This window comes from Photobacterium ganghwense (genome assembly GCF_003025595.1).
In the GTDB taxonomy this organism is placed as follows: domain Bacteria; phylum Pseudomonadota; class Gammaproteobacteria; order Enterobacterales; family Vibrionaceae; genus Photobacterium; species Photobacterium ganghwense.
Map to the genome: position 1 here is coordinate 160,015 of NZ_PYMI01000002.1, position 25,059 is coordinate 185,073.

The following is a 25,059-nucleotide window of genomic DNA, read 5'->3' on the forward strand; positions in this document are numbered from 1 at the left end:
AGGCAACCTACTGCTGCCACACTCAACTACAAACACAAAAAATCAATTATTTTTTAGTTTATTGGATGGTATTCAACAATTTTGACTCTCACATCCCTCAGAACCCCAGTAACAAAGGTTTCCAAGCCACAGGATACACTTCACGCTTTGCTTGCCAGAGATGACCTCTGCACTTGTCGGCCACCGACCACCAGCAACGCGCCCAGCAGGAACATACTCAGGCTATACACCACAATCGGCAATGACATTTCACTGGAACCCAGTAACGTCAGTGTAACCATCAACGCCAGAGTGCTGTTTTTCACTCCCAACTCAACCCCTAAAGCCAGCGAGTCCGATGTCGGGAGTCTGGCCAGCCTTCCGGATATAACCCCGGCACAGACACCTAACCCGTTGAGAAGAAGCGCCGCCGGGCCAGCCTGAACCAACAGCGCCGGTAATTGTGCGCCAATATTCAGAACAATATTGATCACCAGCAAAAACAGGGTCAGTGCGCCTAACTTATTGACCCAGCTTTCAGCCCGTAGCGCCCAAGCAGACCAGTGGTAACGAATCGCCATACCGATCATGACAGGCAGCAGCACCACCCCAGCCATCATGGCGACCGTTTTACCGACCGGTAAAGTGAAGGTCATCGCCGTGCCACTGAACAGCTCCAGGGCATAGCCGGTCACTACCGGCAGTGACAGAATCGTCAGCAGACTGGCGGAAACGGTCAGTAAGATTGACAGTGCCACATTACCGCGAGCCAGCAAAACAAACAGGTTTGACGTTGTTCCTCCCGGACAGGCCGCAATGACGACCAGCCCGACAGCCATCGCCGGGGATAAATTCAACCCCCAGGCCAGCCCGAATGCCAGGATAGGCATAATCACGATCTGGGCGAATGTTCCGATGACCAGACCTCGTGGTTGCAGGGCAATCCGGCGGAAGTCAGCACTGGTGAGTGTCATGCCGATACCGGTCATGATAATAAACAGCGATACCGGTAATCCGATGGATATAAGTGGGGTTGATTCCATTCTGAGCCTCCTTGCTTCAATAATCACACATCGATGCTTTCAGCAAAGCAGCCTCAGGGGCTGGTTCACTGAACTATTCCAGTTTTCGTACGTAGTGGTCCATCACTTCAGGGTTCAGCACGGTGACCCGACCGTATTCCAGTTTCAGTAAGCCTGCCTGTTCAAACTGCTTCAGCACTTTATGCACGCCCTGCCGGGTCATCCCCATCATGTTGGCAATATGTTCACGGGTCACCCGCACACTGAATGGCAGATCGCCCAGAGACTGGCCGCGCTGATATTCCGCCAACAACAACAATCGACGGCCAATACGCGCCTCCATACCTCGGAGCGCATCATCTTCAATCACCGAGATCGCCGACCATAAACGCCGACTCAGCAGATCCAGTGCGACGGCGTAATTTTCAGGGTATTTGCTTAACAACTGGCGGAACTTATCACCCAGCAATTCAATCAGGGTGACGTTACTGTGTGCCGTTGCTCCGTAGACTCTTGCCATACCCGGCGAAAACACGTTATCGCCAAACCAGGTGCCAGCCTCAAAAATCATCAACGTGGCTTCCTGTCCGGTTGCGCTGACAGAATTAATCCGTACCGCACCTTCAGCAATCACCGATAACGCAGAATGCCGATCACCTTTGTCATAAATCAGCGCTTTCTCTTCAAAATGCCGCACTTTTGCGATGGCAACGGCTTCAGCAATCCCTTGCTCCGGCAATCCGGACAGTATCGGACACTCTTGTAACACCTTGTTAACATCTATCATGGACTCAGCCTACGTCATAATTACTCAGTACAATGTCAATGATTTAACATTTTGCCGGGCTTTTCTGTGCTCTCATTAAACAAATCGTTAACAAAAGGAAAAAGATGATGGCACTTTATGATTCCCCAAAAGCCGCTTTTACCGACATGGCGAACGGCACGGCTGAAGACTGGCAAATTATTGCGAAAGAATTTGGCGAGTTCGCCGCCGAGTTACCGGACAGAATCATGACTCACCTGAATTTACTGAGTGGCGATTTCGGCGGGTTTCCGGTTGATCGACTGACTCACTGTCTGCAAACCGCCACGTTCGCCTATCGCGACGGTAAGGATGAAGAATACGTGGTGTGTGCGCTGCTTCATGATATCGGCGATACACTGGGCTCATACAACCATGCCGACGTGGCAGCGGTTCTGATCGAACCATTTGTCAGTGAAGAAAATCACTGGATGATTAAGCATCACGCCATTTTCCAGGGGTACTACTTCTTCCATTACCTGAATATGGACAGGCATATGCGAGATGCTTATCAGGATCATCCCTATTTTGAACGCACCCTGGAGTTTGTGACCAAATACGACTCCCCGGCCTTCGACCCGAAAGGTGACACCCTGCCTCTTACCTTTTTTGAACCTATGATTCGTAAGGTGTTTGCCAAACCGGTGCGCTCGCTCTATAAGCCGGCGCAGGAAAAAATGCATCGGGCTACGGTGGACGCCGTTCAGAACTAAGCCTTACCTAGCCCACCAGCAAGTGACAGTACAATCAGACTTAGTGGACAGTGCCCATTTGGGGCTACACCACATCGTATAAAACATCATATGGAACATCGCCCACAGGAGGTGAGTATGAGCAATTCGTTGAAACATCAGGTCTCTGAAGAAGAATGGAAACTACGGGTCGAACTGGCCGCCTGTTACCGTCTGGTCGCCCTGTTCGGCTGGACCGATTTGGTATTCACCCATATCAGTGCCCGCATTCCAGGGCCAGAGCACCACTTTTTGATCAATCCGTATGGGTTGATGTTTGATGAAATCACCGCCTCCAACCTCATCAAAGTGGATCAGCAGTGCCGCAAGCTCAGCGACAGTCCTCATCCGGTCAATCCAGCCGGGTTTACCATCCACAGCTGTATTCACGATGCCCGCCACGACGTTGGTTGTGTGCTGCATACCCACACTAAAGCCGGCGTCGCCGTGAGTGCTCAGAAAGACGGCATTTTGCCGATCAGCCAGCAGTCTACCTTTGTTTTGTCGTCACTGGCCTACCATGACTATGAAGGAGTCGCCGTTCGGGAAGATGAAAAACCGCGCCTGCAACGTGACCTGGGAGATGCCACTTTCTTTATGCTGCGCAACCACGGTTTATTGACGGTGGGCAACACCATCGCCGATGCCTTCCTGGCGATGTATGCCTTCGAAACCACCTGTCAGATACAGCTGGCCGCCCAGTCCGGCGGAAACGAACTCATTCATATTGAGCCGACAGTCGTCAGCTCCATTACCGAAGCCCTGAAAGTACAGGGGCTCGACGGTGAATTCATCTGGCCGGCACTGATGCGTAAACTGGATCGCCTGGATCCGAGTTATAAAGAATGAATAGATTTATACTAGGGAGCTCACACTAACTCTCTAGCATCTGAAAAAGGTTAGATAGAAAACGAACGCTATCTAGCCTTTGAACCTTCACCATTCTTCATATAACATTCCTCGTTTTCCTGTCCATCTATTCTGTGACTCACTCATCACCACAAATTAAATCACTTTTCCATACACCACAAAATGCATACAATGTTTTTATTGAATTAAAAAACGATTCGCTAAGTTTTGAAATGGGAATTAAAACATGCTTAACAAGCAATTTTTCAGATACCTCCATTTATTAAATGAAAAGTATACAAAAAAACCAGATTATAATCTATTTAGAGTCCTTCGCTCTGAATCAGATGAAGTCAGATTACATTCGAAATTTATTTCTGACCTCCTAGACCCTCTTGGAGACCACAATTTTAAAGAAAAATTCATTAAACAATTTTTAAAACAGTTTTCAGATTATATTGATTTTGATTTCAATGAAAACATAATGGTTGATAGAGAATATCAAAACATTGATATATTGATTAGAAATGGTAAAACAGCCATTGTCATTGAAAATAAAATTTACGCTACAGATCAAGAAAAACAACTTTCAAACTACTACAAAAAGATGGTAGATGAAGGTTATCAAGATATTAAGTTGATTTATTTAACACTCACAGGCTACAGCCCAGAAGAACAAAGTATTGAGGAACTTCCTCATAAAGTGAAAGATAATGATTTAATTTTAGCAAGTTATGAAAGTGATATTTATAGCTGGATTTCAAAATGTATAGAAATATCAGCACGAAATGCACCACTAAGAGAAGCTTGCATTCAATATTTAGATATCATTAATAAACTTACTAACAAGGTTGAGGATCAAGATCACATGGATGATTTAAAGGAACTATTACTCATTGACAACAATCTTTCAAGTCTACCTGTATTGTTTGATGCTTACAATGAAGTAATCACTGACTTACAATTAGATTTATGGAATAAGATTGCTCTAGGTATTGAAGAGGAGTTTGGTGAAATTCATTCAGACTCTGTTACAAAGCACGACAACCCACGCGAACAAGTAAAAAAGTATGTTGAAAATAAAAGAAATTCAAAATACCTATCTATTAGTTCAGAAATAACTGGGTATGACAATATATATCTACATGTAGAGCAAGAAAACCATATTTACTTTGGTGTTTATTGCGATAAAGGAAATAAATCTCAAGAATATATTGATATAGAAAACAAAACAAAATACTTTAAAAATGCATATCGTTGGGGTTCAATGCCAATTGGATTATACGCGGAACCACAAATTAACTTCAAAAATTTAACACCTGAAGACCTAAAGTATTTATCAAAAGAAAAAAATCGCCAGATTTTCGCTGATAATATCGTTAACATGCTTAAAGATATTGCCACTACTTTGTCTAAGTAAACTAATTTAAAACAAAAAAGCCTCCACCAGTCTTCGGTTGAGGCTTTTTTAATCGATACACAGTCTTTCTTGCTTCAATTATTATGAAGCAATATTTTGCACCATCGGCTTACTTTGCGACTTTACGAAGTAAATGCAGCCAGCCAGTACCAGCAGAGGAACAACAGGGTCAAACCAGCTACCGTGAGTGCCAAACAGCAGGTTCAGAATCATCACCAGCGCACCGCCAATTGCCCAGGCAATTGTCGTTGGAACCGTCCAGATCACCAGTTGCTTACGTACTTCGGTTACGCCCATCAGACGGTTCACGATGTGGAACAAGCTGTCATTGAAGTAACCGGCAAACAGGCTGCCCATGGTTGCCGCAGAGGCAGCAAACAGCATGTTGATTCCTTCCATTTCAGCCAGTACAGGTGCAGAAATGGATGCCGCAGTAATCATAGAAACCGTACCGCTGCCCTGAATAACACGAACCAGAGTGGCGATAATAAACGGAATCATGATAGGTGAAATTGACAGCGCAGCAATCTGGTTGGCAATTTCAGCCCCGGCACCTGACTCACGCAGCACACTCCCCAGCGCACCACCGGCACCGGTCACCAGCAGGATAATCCCTGAAGTTGAGATCCCTTCTTCCAGCTTGTGTGTCGTCGTTGCTTTGTCCAGGTACGGTGTCAGGGTGTAAACCGCCAGTAGTGTACTGATTGACAGAGCAATTACCGGGTGACCCAGGAAGTTAATGGTCGCGCCCAAGGCACTGACCGACAGCCCTTCCATACCCAGCTGTTTTTCAGCCAGAGACATCAGCGATTTCACCAGAATCAGCAGAATCGGTACCACAATCGGCATAATAGACTTGGTCAATGACGGCAGGGTTTTCGACGCCTTCGACGCCATGTAGTCGTCATGAACTTTCTTCAGATCACCGGATTCGTGTGCCAGCGTTGGTGGTGCCATGTACTCAGGGAAGTGGTTCTCCAGCCAGCGAGCGTACATAACGATGCCGTAGATACATGGCAGAGCAATCAACAGACCCAGACCCAGCATAGAGGCGATATCAACCCCGAAAATGCTGGCCACACCCAGCGGTCCCGGTGTCGGCGGAATACAGTGGTGCGCCACGACCAGACCACCGGCCAGTGCCACCGTCAGCGTCAGAATAGAACGCTGTGACGTTTTCGCCAGCGACTTAGCAATCGGGTACAGAATAATGAGTGCGCTGTCGACAAACACAGGGATACTGACAATGTAACCGGTAATGGCCAGCGCCATTTCCTCACGCTTTTTCCCCAGCCACTTGATGAAATGGTAGGCGATAGATTCGCCGGCGCCGGACGTTTCCAGAATGGCGCCCATCATAACCCCAAGGCCGATGACAATCCCGATACCGCCCAGTGTGCCGCCAAAGCCTTTGCTGATTGCGGCCATGGTATCGTCAACACTCAGGCCGCCAATCAAACCGGCGATACAAGCTGCCGCCAACATGGCAATCAGGACGTGGACACGGGTACGCAGAACCAGAAAAATCAGAACAAATACAGCAATAATCAAACCGATAACTGAAATAGGTAACATTACACCGCCTCCTCTTCCGAGACCGGATACTGACTCAGGTACGCAGCCAACACCGATTGAAAATCACGATCGGCCTTAAAGCCCAGCGCCCGTTCTTTTTCATTGTTGAACGCTTGCGGCCAGCTCGCCACAATGCGTTCAATCGCCGGATCCGGCTCATTGCTGACCAGCTCGACCCGCGCAGGATTGACGGCTTCGGCCATCGCCGCCAGCATAGTGGCCGGGGTAACCTGAATCCCTGGCAGGTTAAAGGTACGGAAGCCCTGAATGGCATCCGCCGATAACTGGCTGGCGTGAATAATGTTGTCAATCACCGTTTCAGGACTGGAGATCCACAGCGGCAGATCCTGTGCAACCGGGCAGTTGGAACGCTCGCCTTTAAGCGGCTCGCGGATGATCCCGCTGACAAACGAGGACGCGGCTTTGTTTGGCGTGCCCGGACGGATACAGATAGTCGGCAGGCGCACGGTGATGGCATCGACCAGACCGCGACGGCCGTAGTCGTTTACCAGCAGCTCACACATGGCTTTCTGGGTGCCATAGGAGGAACTTGGCTGAGTGGCCGTCATCGGTTCAATCACCGCCGGTAGCTCGCCACCGAAGACCGCCAGCGAACTGGAGAACACAAAGCGGATGGCCGGATTGACCTGACGGCATTTTTCCAGCAACAGTTGAGTAGCGACCAGATTAACCTTAACCCCCAGGTCGAAATCTTCTTCCGCGTGGCTCGACACAATGGCCGCAAGGTGGAAAACATGGGTGGTTTCCTGGTCGACAATCATGTCGACATCAGCCGCATTGGTGATATCTGCAACCACAGAAGAAATGCGCGCGTCAGTGATCGCCGTTTCCGGTAGTGGCACCCGATCCACCACTTTCAGTGAGGCAATATCAGGGTAGCGGTTAAGTAGGGTACGGGTCAGCATGGCGCCTAAAAACCCGGCGCCACCAGTAATTACGATGTTCATAGGATTGTCCTTGTCGTGATATCTAATTTGTACTTCCTGTTACAGGTACGGTGTTACCCAGTTCAGGCCTTCTTTTGTGCCTGTTTTCGGGTTGTATTCGCAGCCAATCCAGCCGCTGTAGCCCGCCTGATCCAGCGCGGCAAAAATATGGGGGTAATTCACTTCGCCCTCTGACGGTTCATGACGAGCCGGTACAGAAGCAATTTGGACGTGACCAATGGTCTGCGCCAGATCCCCGAGCATGGTCGTCAGATCACCGTCCATGATCTGGGCGTGATACACGTCAAACTGCAGTTTCACGTTCGGGCGATCTATACGCTCGATAATCTTCGCCGCATCCCGCTGATGGGCAATGAAATAGTTCGGTACGTCCCGGCTATTTAACGGCTCAATCAGCAGCGTAATGCCATGCTGCGCGAACTGGTCGGCGGCGTAGCGAATATTGGCGACAAACGTTTCTAGGTGCTGCTCGTCGCTGTAGCGAGGATCAATGATCCCGGCCATGGCATGCACTTTCGGGCACCCTAACACCCTGGCGTAATGCAGTGCGGTGTCCACACTGTCACGAAATTCTGCTTCACGCCCCGGCAAAGCGGCCATGCCTCGTTCACCGCTGTCCCAGTTGCCCGGCGGCATGTTAAACAACGCTTGTTCCAGCTGATTTTCCTGTAACAGTGCAGCCAATTCATCGGCTTCGAATGCGTACGGAAACAGAAATTCCACCGCCTTAAACCCAGCCTCACGGGCCAGCGCAAAGCGCTCCAGAAACGGCTGCTCGGTGAACAGCATGGTAAGATTTGCAGCAAAACGGGCCATTATTTCCCTCTCCCTTTCAGGTCAATTACTTCACCGTCAGTCAGATAACGGATTGCCTTGCCGTCAAGCATCAGCGCCAGCTTGGCGGTTTCTTCCAATTCCTCGGCGTTATCCACGGCGTCACACAAATCCGTGCCGGTTACCACCGGGCCATGATTGGCCAGCAGAAACGCCCGGTAATCCGCCGCGCGGTTTGCCAGCTCAGTGGCAATCTGTGGGTCGCCCGGACGCAGGTACGGGATCACCGGCAGTTGTCCAACCCGCATCACGTAGTACGGTGTAAAAGGACGAATCGCATTGTCCGGATCCAGACCTTCCAGACACGACAACGCGGTCAGATAAGTTGAGTGCAAGTGGACGATGGCATTGCACGCCGGGTTATTACGATAAATCGCCAGATGGAACGCGACTTCTTTCGACGGCTTGTCACCGGAGAGATGCTGACCGTCGATGTCTACCACCGACAATCTCTCAGCGTCCAGACGACCAAACGACGAACCCGTTGGTGTTGCCAGAAAGTGACCGTCAGGCAGTTTCAGCGAGAGGTTTCCCGCGCCGCCAGTGGCATAACCCCGTTCAAACATGGAACGCGCCAGGCTCACCATCTGCTCTCTTAATTGTTGCTCAGTCATGGATATACCCTTGTGCTGTCGTAAAGAACTGTTCGTCACCAAAGTTGCCGGATTTCAACGCCAGCGAAAGTGGCTGGTCGATGGCTTTAACCCACGGTACACCCGGTGCAATTTGCGGTCCGATGTGGAAACCTTTTACCTTCAGGCTTTGCGTCACCACGCCGGAGGTTTCACCACCTGCGACAATAAAGTTGGTCACGCCGTGCTGTTGCAAACGCTGAACCAGCTGATGGAAAAACTGTTCAACCGCCTGACTGGATGCCTGCGCACCAAATTCCGCCTGAATTGCATGGAGCATTTCCGGCTCAGCGGTGGCGTACACCATCGGCGCCAGCTTGCCGCCCAGATGAGAGGCCACCCAGTCAAACACAACGTCAACATAGTTGGATTCACTCAGGCACCGTTTCACATCCAGCGCAAAGTGCGGTGCTTGCGGCTGGTAGGCCGCTACTTGACGGTTCGTCATGACCGAGCAGGAGCCGGATAAAATCACGGTGTGGCCAGAAACCGGCTGGCCAGCTTGCATCGCGTCAGACTGATCGGACAGGGACTCAGACCAGTTTTGCGCAATCCCGGCAGCCAGTCCGGAGCCGCCGGTGATCAGTGTCAGATGGCGGCAAGCCTCACCAATCGCAGCCAGATGTTGATCGTTAAGCGTGTCGACCACGGCATAGCGACAGCCCTGCTGTTTGAGTTCCGCAAAACGCGCCGCGACATTGTCAGCCCCCAGCTCAATTTCCCGGTAGCTCACCAGACCGGTTTTTCCGGTTGCCTGGGCATCCATCAGGCGCATCAGGTTGGCATCTTTCATTGGCGTAACCGGATGATTTCGCATCCCAGATTCACTGAGCAGATCGCCCTGCACAAACAGATGCCCCTGGTACACGGTACGGCCGTTGACCGGCAATGATGGACAGATAATGGTAAAAGCCTCGTCCAGCGCGTCCAGCAGCGCATCTGTCACCGGACCGATGTTGCCTTCCGGTGTACTGTCGAACGTCGAGCAATATTTAAAATAGAATTGCTGGCAACCCTTAGCCTGTAACCACTTCAGCGCGCTGACCGACTGCGCCACAGCCTCATCGACTGGGCAAGAGCGGCTTTTCAGGCTGATCACAACCGCATCCGCTTCTACTGGCACGGCTTCCTGCGGGACGCCGTTTAGCTGAATGGTTTTCATCCCGTTGGCGACCAGAAACCCAGCGATATCCGTCGCACCGGTGAAGTCATCGGCGATAACACCTAATAACATCGTCCTTACTCCTTGTTCGGCAGCGTAATGCCCGGGAAAATTTTGATGACGGCACTGTCATCTTCTTTCCCATAACCGGCATTGCTGGCAGTGGTAAACATGTTGAGAGCCGTACTGGCCAGAGGCAGCGGGAAGTGGAGTGATTTGGCAGTGTCGGCCACCAGCCCCAGATCCTTCACAAAAATATCCACCATGGATTTCGGGCTGTAATCACCGTCCACCACATGCTTCATTCGGTTTTCAAACATCCATGAATTGCCGGCAGCATGGGTTACTACGTCGTACATCAAATCCAACGGGATATTGGCGCGCGCCGCCATTGCCATGGCTTCCGCTCCCGCTGCAATGTGAACGCCGGCCAGCAGTTGGTGAATGATCTTTACCGTAGACCCCATGCCGATCTCTTCCCCAACGGTATAGACCTGACTGGCTACCGCCGATAGCACCGGCTCCAACTGGGCAAAGACAGCTTGCGAACCAGACGCCATAACGGTCAGCTCACCCGCCGCCGCTTTAACAGCGCCGCCGGAAATTGGCGCATCCAGCATCGGCAATGAGTAAGTCGCCAGATCAGCCGCAATCGCTTTGGCATCTTCCGCAGAAATCGTGGCGCACACCATCACCGGGGTCTGAGGCTTTAATGCCGCAACCAGGCCAGAATCAAAAAGGACGGTACGCACTTGTTGGGCATTGACCACCAGCACGACAACCGCATCCAGTTCCTGAGCAAAAGCAACAGCACTGGTTGAAGTCGCTTTGGCACCACAAGACGCCAACTCTTCTAACGCGGCGGGATTCACATCAACGCCATACACGTCAAAGTCGGCACGCAGGCAGGATTTCGCCACCCCCATGCCCATCGAACCGAGTCCAATCACCGCGACCGATTGCATTTTGCTCATCGAACTACCCTCATTGGTTGTTATATTTTGTGAATTAATGTTCATGTTTGTGATTCTAGCTGCTAATCGAAACATTACTGCAATACTCATCACAAAAATTAACATTGAGTGATTTGTTATTTGTGAATGTGTGTGAAAAAAAGAACGACACGAATGTTAAAAAATGCAATAACAATAGGTTACTGACACCATCACACTTTCACTTAACAAATATTCACATCACTGCGTGATATCGTGTTATGATTTTTTCGGGTTTGATAAATAAAGATGAGTGAGAAATATGATTCCTGCCGAGCGTCAACGAGCCATTTTGGCGTTATTGAGTAACCAGCAAGTCATCAGTATCAATGAGCTGACCCAGCAGCTGGATGTGTCACACATGACCATCCGCCGTGATATTGCCAAACTGGAAGCTGACGGCCGGGTCATGTCGGTATCCGGCGGGGTCCAGCTGACCGAGTCCATCCATCTTGAATTGCCGCATGACGATAAGATCACTCAGCAGCGGGAAGAGAAGGTAAAGATTGGTTTGCACGCTGCAGAGTTGATTCGCCCGCACTCCACCATCTATTTAGATGCCGGAACCACCACCCTTGAAATCGCTCATCAGCTGACTCAGCGAGCAGATTTAACCATCATCACCAATGACTTTGCGATTGCGGCGTACCTGATGGCGAATTCGGAATGTGTGCTTTACCACACGGGCGGAAAAGTCGACCGGCACAATCAGTCCTGCGTCGGCGAAAAGGCGGCAAACCTGCTGCGTGAGATGAATATTGATCAGGCGTTTGTGTCCACGTCATCCTGGAACCTGCGAGGGATCTCTACCCCAAGCGAAGATAAAGTACTGGTCAAAAAGGCTATTGTCGCGGCAGCACAGAATAACTATCTGGTTACCGACTCGTCGAAGTATGGTCGGGTAGCGACCTTCCATGCTGTCGATATCAGCGGCTTCGACAAAGTAATCACCGACAAATTCTTCCCGCAAAGCTGTATCCAGGACTTTGCCGAGCGAGGCGTGGAAGTTATTACGGTTTAGGCAAAAGTACGGTATAGGCGCTGTACGGCGAGATAGATAGCATAAGCTTCCCGGCGCAGGGCTTGCCATTCTCTTTGGCAGCTCTGCGATACATCCCCCCACCCAATACATCTCTTATCTTTTCATTTCACGCTCACCCGGCAGGCTTCTCCTCTCTTTTCCCCTTAGGCGGACCATATGTTGGGCTGATGTTAACACCCCTTCTTTCACCGACCTTTCTATCAATACTGCAAAACTGAGCTGTCCTTTTCTCATAATGACCTTCTTTACTAGAAGATGCTAAAAATTTCAGCAGACGCAGCATTTTCACCAAGCAAAAATCAAAACCGCAGCATTGTAAACATTATGAGACTTCAAATTATTCACAAAATAACGAACATTTAACTACATCAAGAAATAAAAACGGTATTAACGATTAACATTTGTTAAAAATTCAAAGTACCATTCTTTAAAATTTCGTATAGACTATGTCAAAAATAACTATTCACCAAAACGTAGAATACGTGAATGGGTGCCTGAAAAACGTAAGATCGAGTTGGTCGAAAACACTGCAGCATTGCAGTCAAGATGTCTTCATTCATAAACCGCGTCAGTTGGCTCAACCTGATAGCACAAAAATTAAAGAATAAGACAAACAGCAAACAGACCAACCAGTATTTCATGAAATTTCAGGACACTACTTCATGGATATATTCCCCATCAAACGGGAAATCGTCAGGTGAACACGGATGTCAGCCGTCGGAAAGTGAACCTTTTTCCCTCCTTTCCCATCGCCCACCCGTGAATTTTTATCCAGTAACAATACATAAAAGCTAGACATGAAAATCATAAGGCGTTCCTGTAAACGCTTGAGTGTAGTCAGTCGCACAAGGAAAGAACATGGGTAGAGCAGCCACCGCCACTATTAATTTAGATGCATTTCGTCACAACTATCGTCTGGCAAAATCAGTCGCACCAGAACAAAAAGCTATTGCGATTGTTAAAGCCGACGCTTATGGCCACGGTGCAGTGAAACTGGCCTTCGCGCTGGAAAACGAGGCCGATGCGTTTGGGGTCGCCTGTATCGAAGAAGCCATTGAACTGCGTGAAGCCGGCATCAAACAACCTATTCTGCTGCTGGAGGGTTTCTTCACAGAAGACGAACTACCCGTCATCAGCGACAACAACTTCTGGTGTGCCGTTCACAGCCTGGAGCAAATCGACATCATTGCTCGCAGTCAACTGAACCAGCCTGTGAATTTCTGGCTGAAAATGGACAGCGGCATGCACCGTCTGGGCGTCAGCCCACAGGACTACCGTCTGGCCTACGATAAATTACGCAGCCTGCCGCAGGTGAACGAGATTGTCCTGATGAGCCATTTTGCTGACGCCGATGCTTTCGGCAGTGCAATCACCGCCCAGCAAATCAGTTGTTTTGAAGAGATCTCCCGTGACATTGACGCGCCGGTCAGTATTGCCAACAGTGCCGCGACCATGGAGCATACCTCCACCCGCCGTGAATTCCAGCGTCCGGGTCTGATGTTGTACGGATCAAGCCCATTTGAAGCTGCTCAGCCAATGGCCGAACAACTGCAACCTGTAATGACACTGACTTCGGAAGTGATTGCGGTGCGCGAACTGGGGCCGGGTGATGGTGTGGGTTATGGACACCGATTCGTGTGTGATGGCCCGACTAAAGTCGGCACCGTGGCGATTGGTTATGCCGATGGCTATCCGCGCCATGCCAAAGACGGCACGCCGGTTCTGGTCAACGGCCAGCGTACCCGCATCATTGGCCGTGTCTCAATGGACATGCTGACGGTAGACCTGACCCATATCGACGATGCTCGCGTGGGCGCGAAAGTCGAGCTGTGGGGTGACAACCTGCTGGCTGCCGAAGTCGCTCCTTACTGCGATACCGTGCCTTACACCCTGTTCACCGGCATCACCCGCCGTGTTCACAAAAAGTATATCGGCTAAACCGACTCTGTTATTGCCATAAAAAAACCGCCAGCATTGCTGGCGGTTTTTTTGTTGTAACTTTAACTGTTGTGGCCTTCACGACGCACTTAGGCGTGCAGCAGCGCCATCGCTTCTTTCGCGATCACCCACTCTTCATTCGTCGGGATAACCATCGCAACTGGCGTGTTTGGCTTGCTGATAATACCGCGGTTGCCGAAACGCGCTGCAGCGTTCGCTTCTTCGTCTTCGCGGTAACCGAAGATCTTCAGATTAGCCAGGATCTGGCTTCGTACAGGCAGCGAGTTCTCACCAATACCGGCAGTGAAGATAATGGCATCCAGCTCGTCCAGAGCAACCATGTATGAGCCGATATATTTAGCAACACGGTAACAGAAAATTTCAAACGCCAGAGTTGCCCCTTCGTGGCCGTTTTCCATCGCCTCAACAATACCGCGGCAGTCACTGGTCAGGCCGGAAACACCCAACAGACCTGAGTTCTTGTTCAGCTCATTGAAGACTTCTTCCTGGCTCCAGCCTTTTTTCAGCAGGAACTCAATGATGCTTGGGTCAAGGTCACCACAGCGGGTACCCATCATCAGACCAGCCAGCGGGGTGAAACCCATACTGGTGTCAACGCTTTGACCGCCTTTCACCGCACACACAGATGCGCCGTTACCCAGGTGAACAGAAATGAAGTTGCTGTTTTCAACTAACTTGTTCAGCATTTTCGCCGCTTCACGGCTGACAAAGTAGTGGCTGGTACCGTGGAAACCGTAACGACGGATGCCGTATTCTTTGTACAGTTTCTGAGAGATAGCACCGGTGTAAGCTTTCGCAGGCATTGTCTGGTGGAAAGCAGTGTCGAACACAGCGTACTGTGACAGCGTCGGGAACGCTTTAATCGCTGCGCGCATACCAATCACGTGGGCAGGGTTGTGCAGTGGCGCCAGATCACTCAGGTTTTCGATTTCCTGCAGCACAGCCTCATCGATTTTAACTGTCTTAGTGAATTTTTCGCCGCCGTGAACCACACGGTGGCCAATCGCAACGATATCTTGCTTCATGCCCAGCTCTTCCAGCAGGGTCACAATTCGGTCAACGGCCAACTGGTGGTGATTACCTGTATCAGCCAGTTTGTATTCCTGTTTCTCGCCGTTGATCTTCCAGCTGACGTTCGCTTCAGGAAGGCCAAAACATTCGCCCAGACCGCTCAGTGTCGCTTCACCACTTACCGTGTCGATAAGGGCAAACTTCAGTGAGGAACTGCCAGAATTGATTACAAGTACTAGAGAGTTGCTCATGGTTATCTCATCAGATTATTGTGGGCTCAAGGACAACGCGTGCCCCATGACACATCTGTCATACAGACCGGCTGAGGAGAACGTGTGGAGCAGCATTCTCTCAGCATTATATCTTTTGATTACATTATTCAATTTTTTTTGAATAACTCAACTTTTGTTTCCGAAAAAGCAAAATAAATTGAAAAATCGCTGGTTCAGATCAAAATAACCGCAACGAAAACGTTTACTTTTGATGATTTATTCATCAGGTGCGATCTGTGTCACTCAAGTTTTTTTAGTATCGTTCAACAATATCAATAGTACAAAACTGCTTCTGGGACCTCACACGCATATTCCGGCCAGCGCGTTGAACACTTTAAGATGATGAGGACTTTACACAACGGGCTCATTTTGACCGGTGATCACACAGCACAATGGCCACTCTGTCGGTTACCCCACCAGGCTCAATGGCGCTTTCTGAAACCACTGGGTCAGAAAGTTCATCAGGCAACGGATCCGGGGGTTCACATGGACATCGTGATGGCAGACCAGCCACCACTGAGCATCAGGAATGGGGGCGCCAGGCAGCACCGGCACCAGCTCAGGATAGCGGGCCGCGACACTGGCAAACATGACCGTGATCCCCGCTTTCGCCCGGGCCAGTTCCAGTTGCATTTTGTAACTGTCAGTCCGGTAGCTAAAGTGAGATTTATTCACCGTTCCGCCAACCCGCGCGGCGGCTTGCGAATACACCTCCAGCCTGTCGTAACCGATCAAGCGGTAATGGCCGGTATGCATATCATGCAAGCTGTCTGGCACACCATGCTGGCGCAGGTAGTCACGATGGGCATAAAAACCGATTGGTGCCTGACGCAATAAACTGACCACCATATCTGGCTGGGACGGTTTCTCTCGGGCAATCCAGATATCCGCTTCCCGTTTGTTGAGATTCACACCACGATTTTCCACCAGAATTTCAACCTCAATACCCGGGTATTCCCGCCCGAAAGCTTCAAGTGCCTTCGGCAGAAAGTAAAACCCCGCCACCTCACCGGCCGCCAGCCTGACAGGCCCCTGATGGTTATCAATGCAGGTATTCACCTGCCGCAAAAAGCCTTTGACGCCCAACTCTGCTGCCCGGGCTGATTCCAATAACCCCTCACCTGCCGTCGTAAGGGATAAACCGTTTGACGAGCGGTCAAAGAGGTTAAACCCCATTTTTTCTTCCAGAGCAACAATTTGTCGGCTGACGGTGGGCTGTGACATCCCCAGCACTTGCGCCGCGGCCGACATGCTGCCTTCTTCCACAACGGCCAGAAAAATCCGGATGCTATCCCATTCAATGCTATGCATTATCAAATACCCACTATGCCGATTTATCTATGTACTATACCCACAAAAAGTCCTTAACTTGTTGAGATTGTCTTTGATATGAATCGCAAGGTGGAAGGTAACTATGAAGAAAGCGTTAGTACTCGGCGCAGAACAGCAGATGGGCAACCTACTCTGCCAGGCGCTGAACAAACACCACTGGGACGTGGTCGCCGCCATCTCCGATCATACCCAGCCGGTTTTTCTGTCTGACAACCTGATGATTGCGGAAATGGCCCCGGATGATCATGCGCTGATGGAGCAACTGGTCAGCGAATCGGAAACCGTATTCTTGCATCTCCCGGATCCATGCGCTGGCCCGCTATGCAGTTTCTCTCTCGATACGCTGATCGAACTTGTGGCCCGTTATCAACGCCATCTGGTACTGACCACCAACCACTACGACATTCATCATTCCATGGGCAACTGGCTGTGGCAGCGCAAGGCTCCCCTTCCCCTGCATCTGCCTGCCTCTCTAACAGCCCGGATCCAGCAGGCGGTCGCAACCGGTGCCAGTGTCTCTGTGGTGTGTTTTGGCTACAGCCTGGATGATCAGTTCCAACGTAGCTTTCTCGGAATGCTGATCAAGGAAACCAGCCAGAAACTGATCCTGCAATCCCCCAGCCCTTATGAGCTTTGCCATTACTGGACATTTCTGCCTGATCTGGCCGAAAACCTTGTCCATCGCCTGACTGAACAACCGTGCCAACCCACAGGACTCGATGTGTTTTTCTACCGGGGATATAAAGCCAACATGCAGGACATTGCCCGCTGTCTTGCACTGTCGAGCGGCAAGCCCGTCAGTGTGATGCCGCTGCATTGGCCGCTGTTCGGACTCCTTGCTCTCTTCTCCCCCTTATTTCGGGGATTCACGAAAATGCGGCGCTTCTGGCAGCAAGGCGGGCAGCTGGCCATCACAGGGAAGTTGCGGGGACATCCGGCGATGACACACACGCCGCTGGAACTGGCCATGCAACACTGCTGGAACAAAAGGCGGCGCCCGGCGTGAGGCCACCTCATATTGACTTCATTGCGGCTCCGGGTATGATTCGTCCAACTTTCACTTTCCTCACAGGAGCAAACATGCTGATTTTACAAGCTGCCGCAAGTGCTGCTGTGACGACTATTGCTTACCTCCAGCAACCCTGGATTGCCTAGCGCTGGCCGGGAACGCCTGTTTTCTCGGCCACCGGGTGCGCACTCACCGCACGATTAACAAAGATTCAGAGACCACAACGAAGACCTTAGCATCGGCTTGAATGATGAGAGGCGGTTGTCCCCTTTCCCCGTGGCCATCACACTTTACTCAGACTCAGGTTTTTGCTTCCTCTATGCGCGGAAAACGGCGCAAACGCGAGTGAAAACCACACGGAGATCACGATGGCATTATCAAGCAAGGATTTATTGAAGTTGGTTCTATCGACAACGGTGTTATCGATAACCGCTCTGTCGAAAATGCTCCAAAGAATTTGGGCCGGATGGAACACACTTAGGGAGAATCTCAGAGCGAATCGTTTAGCAAGGAAAAAAGCTGGGCAAACGCCTCGCCAGTCGCCCGGCCAATCAGACAAACACTGGTCAACCGTAGCGCTGTTGCATGAAACCGTCACCAACCCGAACATTATCCTGAAAGGTACCCATAGCTATTACAGCGATGCCTATGACGATGGCTTCGAGCAGTCTGTCGTACGCTATCTGCTGGGCGATGAAGTCAGCCGTCACTGGAAGCCACGCTGGAAAATCGACAAACTCTTTATTGGCGATTATGTCTGTATCGGTGCCGAAGCCGTTATCCTGATGGGCGGCAATCATACCCACCGTCACGACTGGTTTTCATTGTATCCATTCGCCGACACCATTGAAGAAAGTTATCAGGGCAAGGGCGACACAATTCTGGCAGACGGATGCTGGATTGGGATGAGGGCGATGATCATGCCCGGTGTCACAATTGGTGAAGGCGCAATTGTTGCCGCTAACAGCGTTGTGACCCAGTCAGTCGCCCCCTACACGATCGTTGGAGGTTCACCGGCCCGCTTTCTTCGCCACCGTTTTTCAGCAGCAGTGACAAACAAACTACTGACCTTACGGATCTACGACTGGCCAGAAGAAAAGTTTACCGCCCTGAAGCCGTTGCTGTGTGCTTCAGATATTGAGGCGCTGGAGCATGCCAGTCAGAATTACGACATGGTACAAGCGTGACACAACACCCTCGGATTCAGTACCACCGAACGTAACCAATCGTCAGCCGGGCAACCGGCTGACATACCCAACGGCAGTACCGATTGCTTGTTTCGCGGCTTATCAATGGCCCCGGAACCTAAAACCACCTCTGAACAGGCCCCCCGAACAGACAGCACCTGAACATACAGACAGGTCACAGCTTCGCTTTAAACGCCAGATAATACTGGTACAACTCATCGACATCACTGCTGCACATCACATCCATATGCTTTTTCAGCAGCGCCAGTGGCCAGTCCCACCACTTCATTTCCAGTAATTTCGCAATCTGTTCGTCACTGAAGCGCTTTTTCACGACCTTCCCCGGGTTCCCGACAACGATCGCGTAGGGCGGCACATCTTTGGTGACCACCGCTCGCGCACCAATCACCGCGCCGTCACCAATGTTGACGCCGGGCATGATCACACATTCGGTCCCCAGCCACACATCGTTACCAATCACGGTATCACCGTCTCGTTCAAAGCCCGATTTAACCTTATCGCCAAACTTGCCGACATCAAAAGGAAAGGATGAAATCCAGTCATGGCGGTGCCCCTGGTTGCCCGCCAGCATGAACGTTGCGCCGGAAGCGATTGAACAGAACTTGCCAATAATGAGTTTATCGACCTCACCAAAGATACCGGATTCCCAGACAGCCCGGCTGGAATGATCGCCCAGTAAGTAGCGTACGCAATGATCTTCAAAATGCTTATCGTGGTAATACCCGGAGTAATAGGTATATTCCCCCACGGAAATATTAGGATTTTTTATATGATCCCTGACTTCATAACCACCCAGCCATGAAGGAAAAATGGATGCTGACATAGCCACACCTTATAATGATTGCCTGAACTCACACCCGGCTCTGCCGACTGAAACACAAGTAATGCCATGTGTCTGAATCCGCTATTTTCTGCCTATCGAGGTGAGCTTTACGGCATCGCCTTTTTTACTGCTTTTGCTCAACAGTATAGTGATGATACCCATATCAATAAATGGCAACTTCTGATACAAGTTGAAGAAGTTACCGCCAAACTGCTAAAAAACGGGCTAACACCACTGGGAATGGGTTGCCCGCAGGCAGATCCGGAAATGGAAAATAAAGGCGTCAAGGACGCTGAAAACTGGTTGCATCTGAGCTGGCCAGCCCTGCTCGATACCCTGATCCCGTGGGTGGAACCTTACGCCGTGCGCTATCGCCGACAAGCCGATGACGCCACAGATCACCACGACTTGTACGCGTTGGTACGCGATCACGAAGATGCCATTCTGAACTTTCTGCAGGCAGAGAAAGCCCGTCCGGGAACCGGCCTGCCATACCTGCAACACTTTCTGACAACCTATGCACCGCAGGCAGTCGTATCCTGACCGACCAGTGGTGTCATGATCGAGATGAACGATAGATTACCCCAACAAGGCCCAGCCAGAATTTGCGTCATGAAGCACAAATTTACCTGATGAATGCCAGTTCCCAGCGATTCAGCTAACAGATTCCATGTCCGGTGATTGTCTATTCCAGTGCCCTGGATTATCACTCTGAATGGAGGATGCAGCAGCAGGGACATACGATGAACAGCAAATTCAGAACACGTTGCGTGATTTTTGACTGCGATGGCACGTTAGTGGACAGTGAAATCCTGTGTAATCAGGCACTGGTTAATATTTTCTCACGGCTTGGCGGACACCTGACCCTTCAGGAATGCCTGCAGCATTTTCAGGGTGGAAAGATTGTCGATATTCTAGCGGCAACCCGGTCCCGAACCGGAGTACGAACGCCAATTGATGTTCTCGAGCCAATGTACCGTGAAGAATGCCGTCAGCTGTTTGAACAGCATCTCAAGCCCATTCCCGGTGTCCCCGAATTACTGGCGACGCTCCACAAGCAGGGGATTGATATGTGTATCGCGTCAAATGGCCCGGTGCACAAAATGGAACATACCCTGAGCCTGACTAACCTACTTCCCTACTTTGAAGGCAAGCTGTTCAGCGGCTTTGAAGCCTGCAGCTGGAAACCTGACCCGGATCTGATCCACTTTGCCGCTATGAATATGGGTTACCGGTTACAGGATTGTGTATTTGTCGATGATACTCTCAAGGGTGTGCAGGCCGGTATCAATGCTGACATTCCGACCTTTCATTTCACGGCGTGCGCCAATACGCCGCACATCGACCACCCGCTTGTCACACCACTGACAACCATGCCGGATCTGCTCAGGCATATTGAGCCGGCCTGAAGAGAGCCGTTCTGAAAGCATCTTTGTTCCGCACCGCAGCGTACAAGACAAACAAAAACGCCGGGCTGTGATGCCCGGCGTTATCTGTACTGAAAAGTCTTACTGCTTTTTCACGTCGACAGGATTGCACTCGCAGGAGTGCTTGTCAGAGGAACACACTCAATGTCGCGACAATTACAAACGCGATGGTCCCGAGCAATGTTTCCATCACCGTCCAGGTTTTCAGCGTGGTTTTCTCATCCATTTCCAGCAGGCGACCAACCAACCAGAAACCTGAGTCATTGAAGTGCGACAGCACAGTCGCCCCTGCGGCGATCGCAATCACGATAAAACACAAGTCAAACTCAGTCAGTCCCACGGTTGCTGCCACTGTCGGTGCAATGAGCCCGGCGGTCGTCGTCAAGGCAACCGTTGCCGAGCCCTGAGCCACCCGAAGTGCCGTTGATATCAGGAAGGCCGCCAGAATCACCGGCATACCGGTATCTGCCAGAAGTTGTGACAAAGCATCACCAATTCCGCTGGCACGCAGCACCCCACCGAACATGCCGCCGGCACCGGTCACGAGTATCACCGCACAAATCGGCGCCAGTGATTCGCCGCACATTTTCTCAAGCCTTGCCATGCCGTAGTCTTTGGCAAACACCGCCAGGCAAACCAGCAGAGTGATCAGCAGCGCAATCGGCGTTTTACCCAGCATCTGCAGTACATTGACCCAACCAGCATCGCTGTTAACCGTGCCGGTGACGGCCAGGGTATTAAGGCCAGTGTTCATGAAAATCAGCACCAGTGGCAGCAGGAGGATCCCCATAACAACTTTGAATGACGGTTTATTCTTCTCATCAATTTGCGCCTGTGCCGACAGGAAAGCCTGTGGCAACGGCAGAACAAAGCGCTGTCCGGCCCATTGCCCATACAGGTAGGCCCCAAGGTACCAGGTTGGAATCGCCACCAGCAGACCCACAATCGTCAGCAGGCCGATATTGGCATTCAGCAGCTCACCTGCCGCTACAGGACCCGGATGGGGCGGCAAAAAGGCATGCATGACCGCGAACGCACCGGCCGCCGGCAGGGCGTATTTCAGGGTAGACCCCCCAAATTGTTTCGCGACGCTGAACAGGATTGGCATCATCACAATCAGCCCGGCATCAAAGAAAATCGGAAAACCGAACAACAGTGAGGCTATCCCCAGCGCCAGTGGGGCCCGATGAGCACCAAAACGCCCAATCAGGGTTTCGGCCAACACCTGAGCACCTCCGGTGATTTCCAGGATACGGCCAATCATGGTGCCCAGGCCGACCAGTAACGCGACCGACGCCAGTGTGCCACCAAAGCCAGACAGCATGGTCGGCACAACTTTGTCGACAGCCACCCCGGTGGCCATCGCCGTCAGCAAACTGACCACGGTGAGCGCGATAAAAGCATGAACTTTTAACCGCATGATTAATAACAGTAATAAGGCTATGGCTGCAGCAGCCACTGATAGCAAATATGCCGGATCCGGTGTATTGGCTATAGAGTTCATAGGAGTACCTTTTATTTATTCATGTTACGCCGCTATCCCGCGACTCTGATTATTGTGGGAAACTTCACAAAGTTCATAGTTACCGGTAACATGTTACCGGTAACATGCTAAGTTACAAGCCAAGACGCAAGCCAAACTTCAAAAATGAGATAGAGGTAGAAAAATGGCAGGTAAGAGCATTATCGTGATGGGCGTATGCGGCAGCGGTAAATCCACTGTTGGTGAACGCATTGCCCAAGTCCTCAACGCCAAATTTATTGACGGTGATGATCTGCATCCTCGTGCCAATATCCAAAAAATGGCCAGTGGTACCCCGCTGAACGATGACGATCGCGCCCCGTGGCTGATTCGGATCCGTGACGCGGCTTATAGCCTGGAAAACAAGAATGAAACCGGCGTGATCGTCTGTTCTGCGCTGAAACGCCAGTACCGGGATCAAATCCGTGACGGTAACCAGTCAGTGCGTTTCGTTTTCCTTGATGGCGACAGAGACATGATCATGGCCCGCATGAAAGCGCGTAAAGGCCACTTCATGCGCGAAAGCATGGTCAACAGCCAGTTTGCCACGTTAGAACGTCCCGATGCAGAGCCGGATGTGGTCACAGTCTCCATCGACGGCAGCATTGAAGAAGTGGTTGAGCAGGCTATTCATGCCTTGGAGGCGCTGGCATGAGTTCCCCAACAACACCGCAGCAAAAACCGGCCGTTCACGACGTTGTTCAACAAGTCACTGAGCGGATCGAGGCGCGCAGTCAGGCCACTCGCGCGGTGTGGCTAGCCCGCACGGCACAACAGGCACAGGAAGGTAAAGGTCGCAGCTCACTGTCATGTGGCAACCTGGCGCACACTGTTGCAGCCAGCTGCCAGCAGGAAAAAGCACAGCTGCTGGATATGACCCGTGCCAACATCGGCATCATCAGCGCCTACAACGACATGCTCAGCGCTCATCATCCTTATCAGGATTACCCTCGGCAAATCAAAGCCGCGGTCGGACGGGATGGTCATACCGCCCAAGTCGCCGGTTGCGTGCCCGCCATGTGTGACGGCATTACCCAGGGCCAGCCAGGTATGGATATGTCACTGTTTTCGAGGGATCTGATTGCACAGGCCACCGCCCTGTCACTCAGCCACAATGCATTTGATGCCACCCTGCTACTGGGCATTTGCGATAAAATTGCCCCGGGGCAGTTAATGGGCGCGCTGGCTTATGGCCACCTGCCTACCGCCTTCGTCCCAGCCGGGCCCATGAGCAGCGGAATCACCAACGAAGAAAAAGTCAGTGTCCGCCAGCAATATGCTGCCGGAGAAGTCGGTAAAGACGCCCTGCTGGAAATGGAGTGTAACGCTTATCACTCAGCCGGAACCTGCACCTTTTACGGTACAGCCAACACCAATCAACTGGTGTTTGAAGCTATGGGGCTGATGCTGCCGGGTTCCGCATTTATTCATCCGAGCGATCCGCTGCGACAGGCACTGACCGAAGAAGCCGCGCGCCGGATTGCCGCCATGACACCGAGTTCCGGTGCTTACCGTCCACTCAGCCAAGTGGTTGATGCCAAAAGCCTGGTCAATGGGCTGGTGGCCCTGCTGGCCTCTGGCGGCAGCACCAATCACAGCATTCATATGGTTGCGGTGGCGCGCGCGGCGGGATTGGTGCTGACCTGGGACGACCTCAGCGATCTGTCAGATGTGGTACCGTTACTGGTACGTATGTACCCTAACGGCCCAGAAGATGTGAACGCCTTCCAGCAGGCAGGTGGCGTACCCGGCCTGATGGCAAGGCTGGCCGAATCCGGGTTGATCCACCTAGATGCGACTCCGGTGTTCGGCACCATGCAAGATTACCTAACTGTACCACAGCTGATTGACGACCAACTGAAATGGAAACCTGTCGGTGCCAGCTCACGCCCGTCCGTGCTTGCCGCCCGTGGCGAACAATTCCAGGTCACTGGTGGCCTCAAGGTATTGCGCGGTAATCTGGGCCGTTCAGTCATCAAAATTTCTGCTGTGGCGGACAACCAGCGGCTTATTGAAGCACCGGCCAAAGTCTTTACCAGCCAGCATGACGTGGAGCGAGCCTATCACAGGGGTGAGCTCAATCAGGATGCGATTGTAGTGGTCACCCACAGCGGGCCGGCCGCCAACGGGATGCCCGAACTGCACAAGCTGATGCCGATTCTCGGCAACCTGCAAAAATCCGGCTTTAAGGTTGCGCTGGTCACCGATGGCCGCCTGTCCGGCGCATCAGGAAAAATTCCCGCCGCCATCCATGTCACCCCGGAAGCGGTTCGTGGTGGCGCCATCGGTCGCCTGCGTGATGGCGATCCCCTGCGTCTGGATGCGGACAGCGGCACGCTGGAATGCCTGGTTGACCTAAGCGGGCGAGAGCCTGCCAATGTTGATACGGAAACCGAACAACAAACCTGGGGACGTGATCTGTTTGCCCTGATGCGCAGCAATGTCTCAAGTGCCGAAACCGGTGCGACGATCTTTTACTAAGGAA

Annotated in this window: 24 protein-coding genes; 11 read left to right on the plus strand and 13 right to left on the minus strand. The window is 51.4% G+C overall.

The window, feature by feature from the left end:
* Positions 1 to 140: 140 nt before the first annotated feature.
* Both C9I92_RS06615 and C9I92_RS06620 read right to left on the minus strand, forming a co-directional pair.
* A complete protein-coding gene (locus tag C9I92_RS06615; protein ID WP_047885012.1) occupies positions 141 to 1,022 on the minus strand; it encodes a bile acid:sodium symporter family protein in 882 nt (293 codons plus the stop codon).
* Between the two features lie 73 nt (positions 1,023 to 1,095).
* Positions 1,096 to 1,788 (minus strand): Crp/Fnr family transcriptional regulator, encoded by a 693-nt coding sequence (locus C9I92_RS06620; protein ID WP_047885011.1) that lies wholly within the window; start codon positions 1,786 to 1,788, stop codon positions 1,096 to 1,098.
* 107 nt (positions 1,789 to 1,895) lie between these two features.
* Between C9I92_RS06620 and C9I92_RS06625 the strand changes: the two genes are divergently transcribed.
* The 3 genes from C9I92_RS06625 to C9I92_RS06635 all read left to right on the plus strand — a co-directional run bounded on the left by C9I92_RS06625 (position 1,896) and on the right by C9I92_RS06635 (position 4,806).
* Complete coding sequence (locus C9I92_RS06625; protein ID WP_047885010.1) at positions 1,896 to 2,519, plus strand: HD domain-containing protein; 624 nt, start codon at positions 1,896 to 1,898, stop codon at positions 2,517 to 2,519.
* Between the two features lie 117 nt (positions 2,520 to 2,636).
* Positions 2,637 to 3,386: a class II aldolase/adducin family protein gene (locus tag C9I92_RS06630; RefSeq protein ID WP_047885009.1), complete on the plus strand. Its 750-nt coding sequence runs from the start codon at positions 2,637 to 2,639 to the stop codon at positions 3,384 to 3,386.
* 247 nt (positions 3,387 to 3,633) lie between these two features.
* Positions 3,634 to 4,806: a PDDEXK-like family protein gene (locus C9I92_RS06635; RefSeq protein ID WP_047885008.1), complete on the plus strand. Its 1,173-nt coding sequence runs from the start codon at positions 3,634 to 3,636 to the stop codon at positions 4,804 to 4,806.
* Positions 4,807 to 4,887: 81 nt separating this feature from the next.
* Here the strand turns inward: C9I92_RS06635 and C9I92_RS06640 are convergent, their stop codons facing one another.
* The 6 genes from C9I92_RS06640 to ltnD are packed head-to-tail and all read right to left on the minus strand — an operon-like array spanning position 4,888 to position 11,056.
* Entirely contained in the window at positions 4,888 to 6,381 is a 1,494-nt protein-coding gene (locus C9I92_RS06640) for a GntP family permease (protein WP_047885007.1), read from the minus strand.
* The gene (gene denD, locus C9I92_RS06645; RefSeq protein WP_047885006.1) at positions 6,381 to 7,349 is read right to left on the minus strand and encodes a D-erythronate dehydrogenase; all 969 of its coding nucleotides are present in this window, start codon (positions 7,347 to 7,349) and stop codon (positions 6,381 to 6,383) included. The genes C9I92_RS06640 and denD overlap by 1 nt, the downstream gene beginning before the upstream one ends.
* Positions 7,350 to 7,388: 39 nt before the next feature.
* Positions 7,389 to 8,165, minus strand: coding sequence for a 2-oxo-tetronate isomerase (gene otnI / locus C9I92_RS06650; RefSeq protein WP_047885005.1), 777 nt, complete (start codon positions 8,163 to 8,165; stop codon positions 7,389 to 7,391).
* Positions 8,165 to 8,797, minus strand: coding sequence for a 3-oxo-tetronate 4-phosphate decarboxylase (otnC, locus tag C9I92_RS06655; protein ID WP_047885004.1), 633 nt, complete (start codon positions 8,795 to 8,797; stop codon positions 8,165 to 8,167). The genes otnI and otnC overlap by 1 nt, the downstream gene beginning before the upstream one ends.
* Entirely contained in the window at positions 8,790 to 10,049 is a 1,260-nt protein-coding gene (gene otnK, locus C9I92_RS06660; RefSeq protein WP_047885003.1) for a 3-oxo-tetronate kinase, read from the minus strand. The genes otnC and otnK overlap by 8 nt, the downstream gene beginning before the upstream one ends.
* A 5-nt stretch (positions 10,050 to 10,054) precedes the next feature.
* Positions 10,055 to 11,056: an L-threonate dehydrogenase gene (gene ltnD, locus C9I92_RS06665; RefSeq protein WP_340643636.1), complete on the minus strand. Its 1,002-nt coding sequence runs from the start codon at positions 11,054 to 11,056 to the stop codon at positions 10,055 to 10,057.
* A 175-nt stretch (positions 11,057 to 11,231) separates the two neighbouring features.
* Between ltnD and C9I92_RS06670 the strand changes: the two genes are divergently transcribed.
* The gene (locus tag C9I92_RS06670; RefSeq protein WP_047885001.1) at positions 11,232 to 11,990 is read left to right on the plus strand and encodes a DeoR/GlpR family DNA-binding transcription regulator; all 759 of its coding nucleotides are present in this window, start codon (positions 11,232 to 11,234) and stop codon (positions 11,988 to 11,990) included.
* Between the two features lie 879 nt (positions 11,991 to 12,869).
* Positions 12,870 to 13,949, plus strand: a complete 1,080-nt coding sequence (alr, locus tag C9I92_RS06675; RefSeq protein ID WP_047885000.1) for an alanine racemase — start codon at positions 12,870 to 12,872, stop codon at positions 13,947 to 13,949.
* An 89-nt stretch (positions 13,950 to 14,038) separates the two neighbouring features.
* On the opposite strand, the gene C9I92_RS06680 is transcribed toward alr, so the two are convergent.
* Complete coding sequence (locus C9I92_RS06680; RefSeq protein WP_047884999.1) at positions 14,039 to 15,232, minus strand: acetate/propionate family kinase; 1,194 nt, start codon at positions 15,230 to 15,232, stop codon at positions 14,039 to 14,041.
* 429 nt (positions 15,233 to 15,661) lie between these two features.
* Complete coding sequence (locus tag C9I92_RS06685; RefSeq protein WP_047884998.1) at positions 15,662 to 16,564, minus strand: LysR family transcriptional regulator; 903 nt, start codon at positions 16,562 to 16,564, stop codon at positions 15,662 to 15,664.
* A 103-nt stretch (positions 16,565 to 16,667) separates the two neighbouring features.
* On the opposite strand from C9I92_RS06685, the gene C9I92_RS06690 reads away from it, so the two are divergent.
* Entirely contained in the window at positions 16,668 to 17,591 is a 924-nt protein-coding gene (locus tag C9I92_RS06690) for a Rossmann-fold NAD(P)-binding domain-containing protein (protein ID WP_047884997.1), read from the plus strand.
* Between the two features lie 581 nt (positions 17,592 to 18,172).
* Positions 18,173 to 18,781: a CatB-related O-acetyltransferase gene (locus C9I92_RS06695; protein WP_047885157.1), complete on the plus strand. Its 609-nt coding sequence runs from the start codon at positions 18,173 to 18,175 to the stop codon at positions 18,779 to 18,781.
* Here the strand turns inward: C9I92_RS06695 and C9I92_RS25245 are convergent.
* Entirely contained in the window at positions 18,760 to 18,960 is a 201-nt protein-coding gene (locus C9I92_RS25245; protein WP_146149668.1) for a hypothetical protein, read from the minus strand. The genes C9I92_RS06695 and C9I92_RS25245 overlap by 22 nt on opposite strands.
* On the minus strand, positions 18,957 to 19,625 hold the full coding sequence (locus C9I92_RS06700) for a CatB-related O-acetyltransferase (protein ID WP_047884996.1): 669 nt from the start codon (positions 19,623 to 19,625) through the stop codon (positions 18,957 to 18,959). Before C9I92_RS06700 ends, C9I92_RS25245 begins: the two co-directional genes overlap by 4 nt.
* Before the next feature lie 66 nt (positions 19,626 to 19,691).
* On the opposite strand from C9I92_RS06700, the gene C9I92_RS06705 reads away from it, so the two are divergent.
* Together C9I92_RS06705 and yieH are read left to right on the plus strand one after the other, a co-directional pair.
* Complete coding sequence (locus C9I92_RS06705; RefSeq protein WP_047884995.1) at positions 19,692 to 20,168, plus strand: hypothetical protein; 477 nt, start codon at positions 19,692 to 19,694, stop codon at positions 20,166 to 20,168.
* Positions 20,169 to 20,368: 200 nt separating this feature from the next.
* Complete coding sequence (gene yieH / locus C9I92_RS06710; protein WP_047885156.1) at positions 20,369 to 21,034, plus strand: 6-phosphogluconate phosphatase; 666 nt, start codon at positions 20,369 to 20,371, stop codon at positions 21,032 to 21,034.
* Positions 21,035 to 21,179: 145 nt separating this feature from the next.
* On the opposite strand, the gene C9I92_RS06715 is transcribed toward yieH, so the two are convergent.
* A complete protein-coding gene (locus C9I92_RS06715; RefSeq protein ID WP_047884994.1) occupies positions 21,180 to 22,556 on the minus strand; it encodes a GntP family permease in 1,377 nt (458 codons plus the stop codon).
* 163 nt (positions 22,557 to 22,719) lie between these two features.
* Here C9I92_RS06715 and C9I92_RS06720 point away from each other — a divergent pair, with 163 nt between their 5' ends.
* Both C9I92_RS06720 and edd read left to right on the plus strand, forming a co-directional pair.
* A complete protein-coding gene (locus C9I92_RS06720) occupies positions 22,720 to 23,229 on the plus strand; it encodes a gluconokinase (RefSeq protein WP_047884993.1) in 510 nt (169 codons plus the stop codon).
* Positions 23,226 to 25,055: a phosphogluconate dehydratase gene (edd, locus tag C9I92_RS06725; RefSeq protein ID WP_047884992.1), complete on the plus strand. Its 1,830-nt coding sequence runs from the start codon at positions 23,226 to 23,228 to the stop codon at positions 25,053 to 25,055. Before C9I92_RS06720 ends, edd begins: the two co-directional genes overlap by 4 nt.
* The last annotated feature ends 4 nt before the right edge of the window (positions 25,056 to 25,059 follow it).

What these genes read in the sequence shown, in the direction of transcription:
- C9I92_RS06615 (WP_047885012.1), bottom strand. Translation starts at nt 1,022, where the DNA reads ATGGAATCAACCCCACTTATATCCATCGGATTACCGGTATCGCTGTTT.
- edd (WP_047884992.1), top strand. Translation starts at nt 23,226, where the DNA reads ATGAGTTCCCCAACAACACCGCAGCAAAAACCGGCCGTTCACGACGTT.
- yieH (WP_047885156.1), top strand. Translation starts at nt 20,369, where the DNA reads ATGAACAGCAAATTCAGAACACGTTGCGTGATTTTTGACTGCGATGGC.
- C9I92_RS06720 (WP_047884993.1), top strand. Translation starts at nt 22,720, where the DNA reads ATGGCAGGTAAGAGCATTATCGTGATGGGCGTATGCGGCAGCGGTAAA.
- C9I92_RS06705 (WP_047884995.1), top strand. Translation starts at nt 19,692, where the DNA reads ATGTGTCTGAATCCGCTATTTTCTGCCTATCGAGGTGAGCTTTACGGC.
- C9I92_RS06690 (WP_047884997.1), top strand. Translation starts at nt 16,668, where the DNA reads ATGAAGAAAGCGTTAGTACTCGGCGCAGAACAGCAGATGGGCAACCTA.
- C9I92_RS06635 (WP_047885008.1), top strand. Translation starts at nt 3,634, where the DNA reads ATGCTTAACAAGCAATTTTTCAGATACCTCCATTTATTAAATGAAAAG.
- alr (WP_047885000.1), top strand. Translation starts at nt 12,870, where the DNA reads ATGGGTAGAGCAGCCACCGCCACTATTAATTTAGATGCATTTCGTCAC.
- C9I92_RS06700 (WP_047884996.1), bottom strand. Translation starts at nt 19,625, where the DNA reads ATGTCAGCATCCATTTTTCCTTCATGGCTGGGTGGTTATGAAGTCAGG.
- C9I92_RS06620 (WP_047885011.1), bottom strand. Translation starts at nt 1,788, where the DNA reads ATGATAGATGTTAACAAGGTGTTACAAGAGTGTCCGATACTGTCCGGA.
- denD (WP_047885006.1), bottom strand. Translation starts at nt 7,349, where the DNA reads ATGAACATCGTAATTACTGGTGGCGCCGGGTTTTTAGGCGCCATGCTG.
- otnI (WP_047885005.1), bottom strand. Translation starts at nt 8,165, where the DNA reads ATGGCCCGTTTTGCTGCAAATCTTACCATGCTGTTCACCGAGCAGCCG.
- C9I92_RS06680 (WP_047884999.1), bottom strand. Translation starts at nt 15,232, where the DNA reads ATGAGCAACTCTCTAGTACTTGTAATCAATTCTGGCAGTTCCTCACTG.
- C9I92_RS06670 (WP_047885001.1), top strand. Translation starts at nt 11,232, where the DNA reads ATGATTCCTGCCGAGCGTCAACGAGCCATTTTGGCGTTATTGAGTAAC.
- C9I92_RS06640 (WP_047885007.1), bottom strand. Translation starts at nt 6,381, where the DNA reads ATGTTACCTATTTCAGTTATCGGTTTGATTATTGCTGTATTTGTTCTG.
- ltnD (WP_340643636.1), bottom strand. Translation starts at nt 11,056, where the DNA reads ATGTTAATTTTTGTGATGAGTATTGCAGTAATGTTTCGATTAGCAGCT.
- C9I92_RS06715 (WP_047884994.1), bottom strand. Translation starts at nt 22,556, where the DNA reads ATGAACTCTATAGCCAATACACCGGATCCGGCATATTTGCTATCAGTG.
- otnC (WP_047885004.1), bottom strand. Translation starts at nt 8,797, where the DNA reads ATGACTGAGCAACAATTAAGAGAGCAGATGGTGAGCCTGGCGCGTTCC.
- otnK (WP_047885003.1), bottom strand. Translation starts at nt 10,049, where the DNA reads ATGTTATTAGGTGTTATCGCCGATGACTTCACCGGTGCGACGGATATC.
- C9I92_RS06685 (WP_047884998.1), bottom strand. Translation starts at nt 16,564, where the DNA reads ATGCATAGCATTGAATGGGATAGCATCCGGATTTTTCTGGCCGTTGTG.
- C9I92_RS06625 (WP_047885010.1), top strand. Translation starts at nt 1,896, where the DNA reads ATGGCACTTTATGATTCCCCAAAAGCCGCTTTTACCGACATGGCGAAC.
- C9I92_RS06630 (WP_047885009.1), top strand. Translation starts at nt 2,637, where the DNA reads ATGAGCAATTCGTTGAAACATCAGGTCTCTGAAGAAGAATGGAAACTA.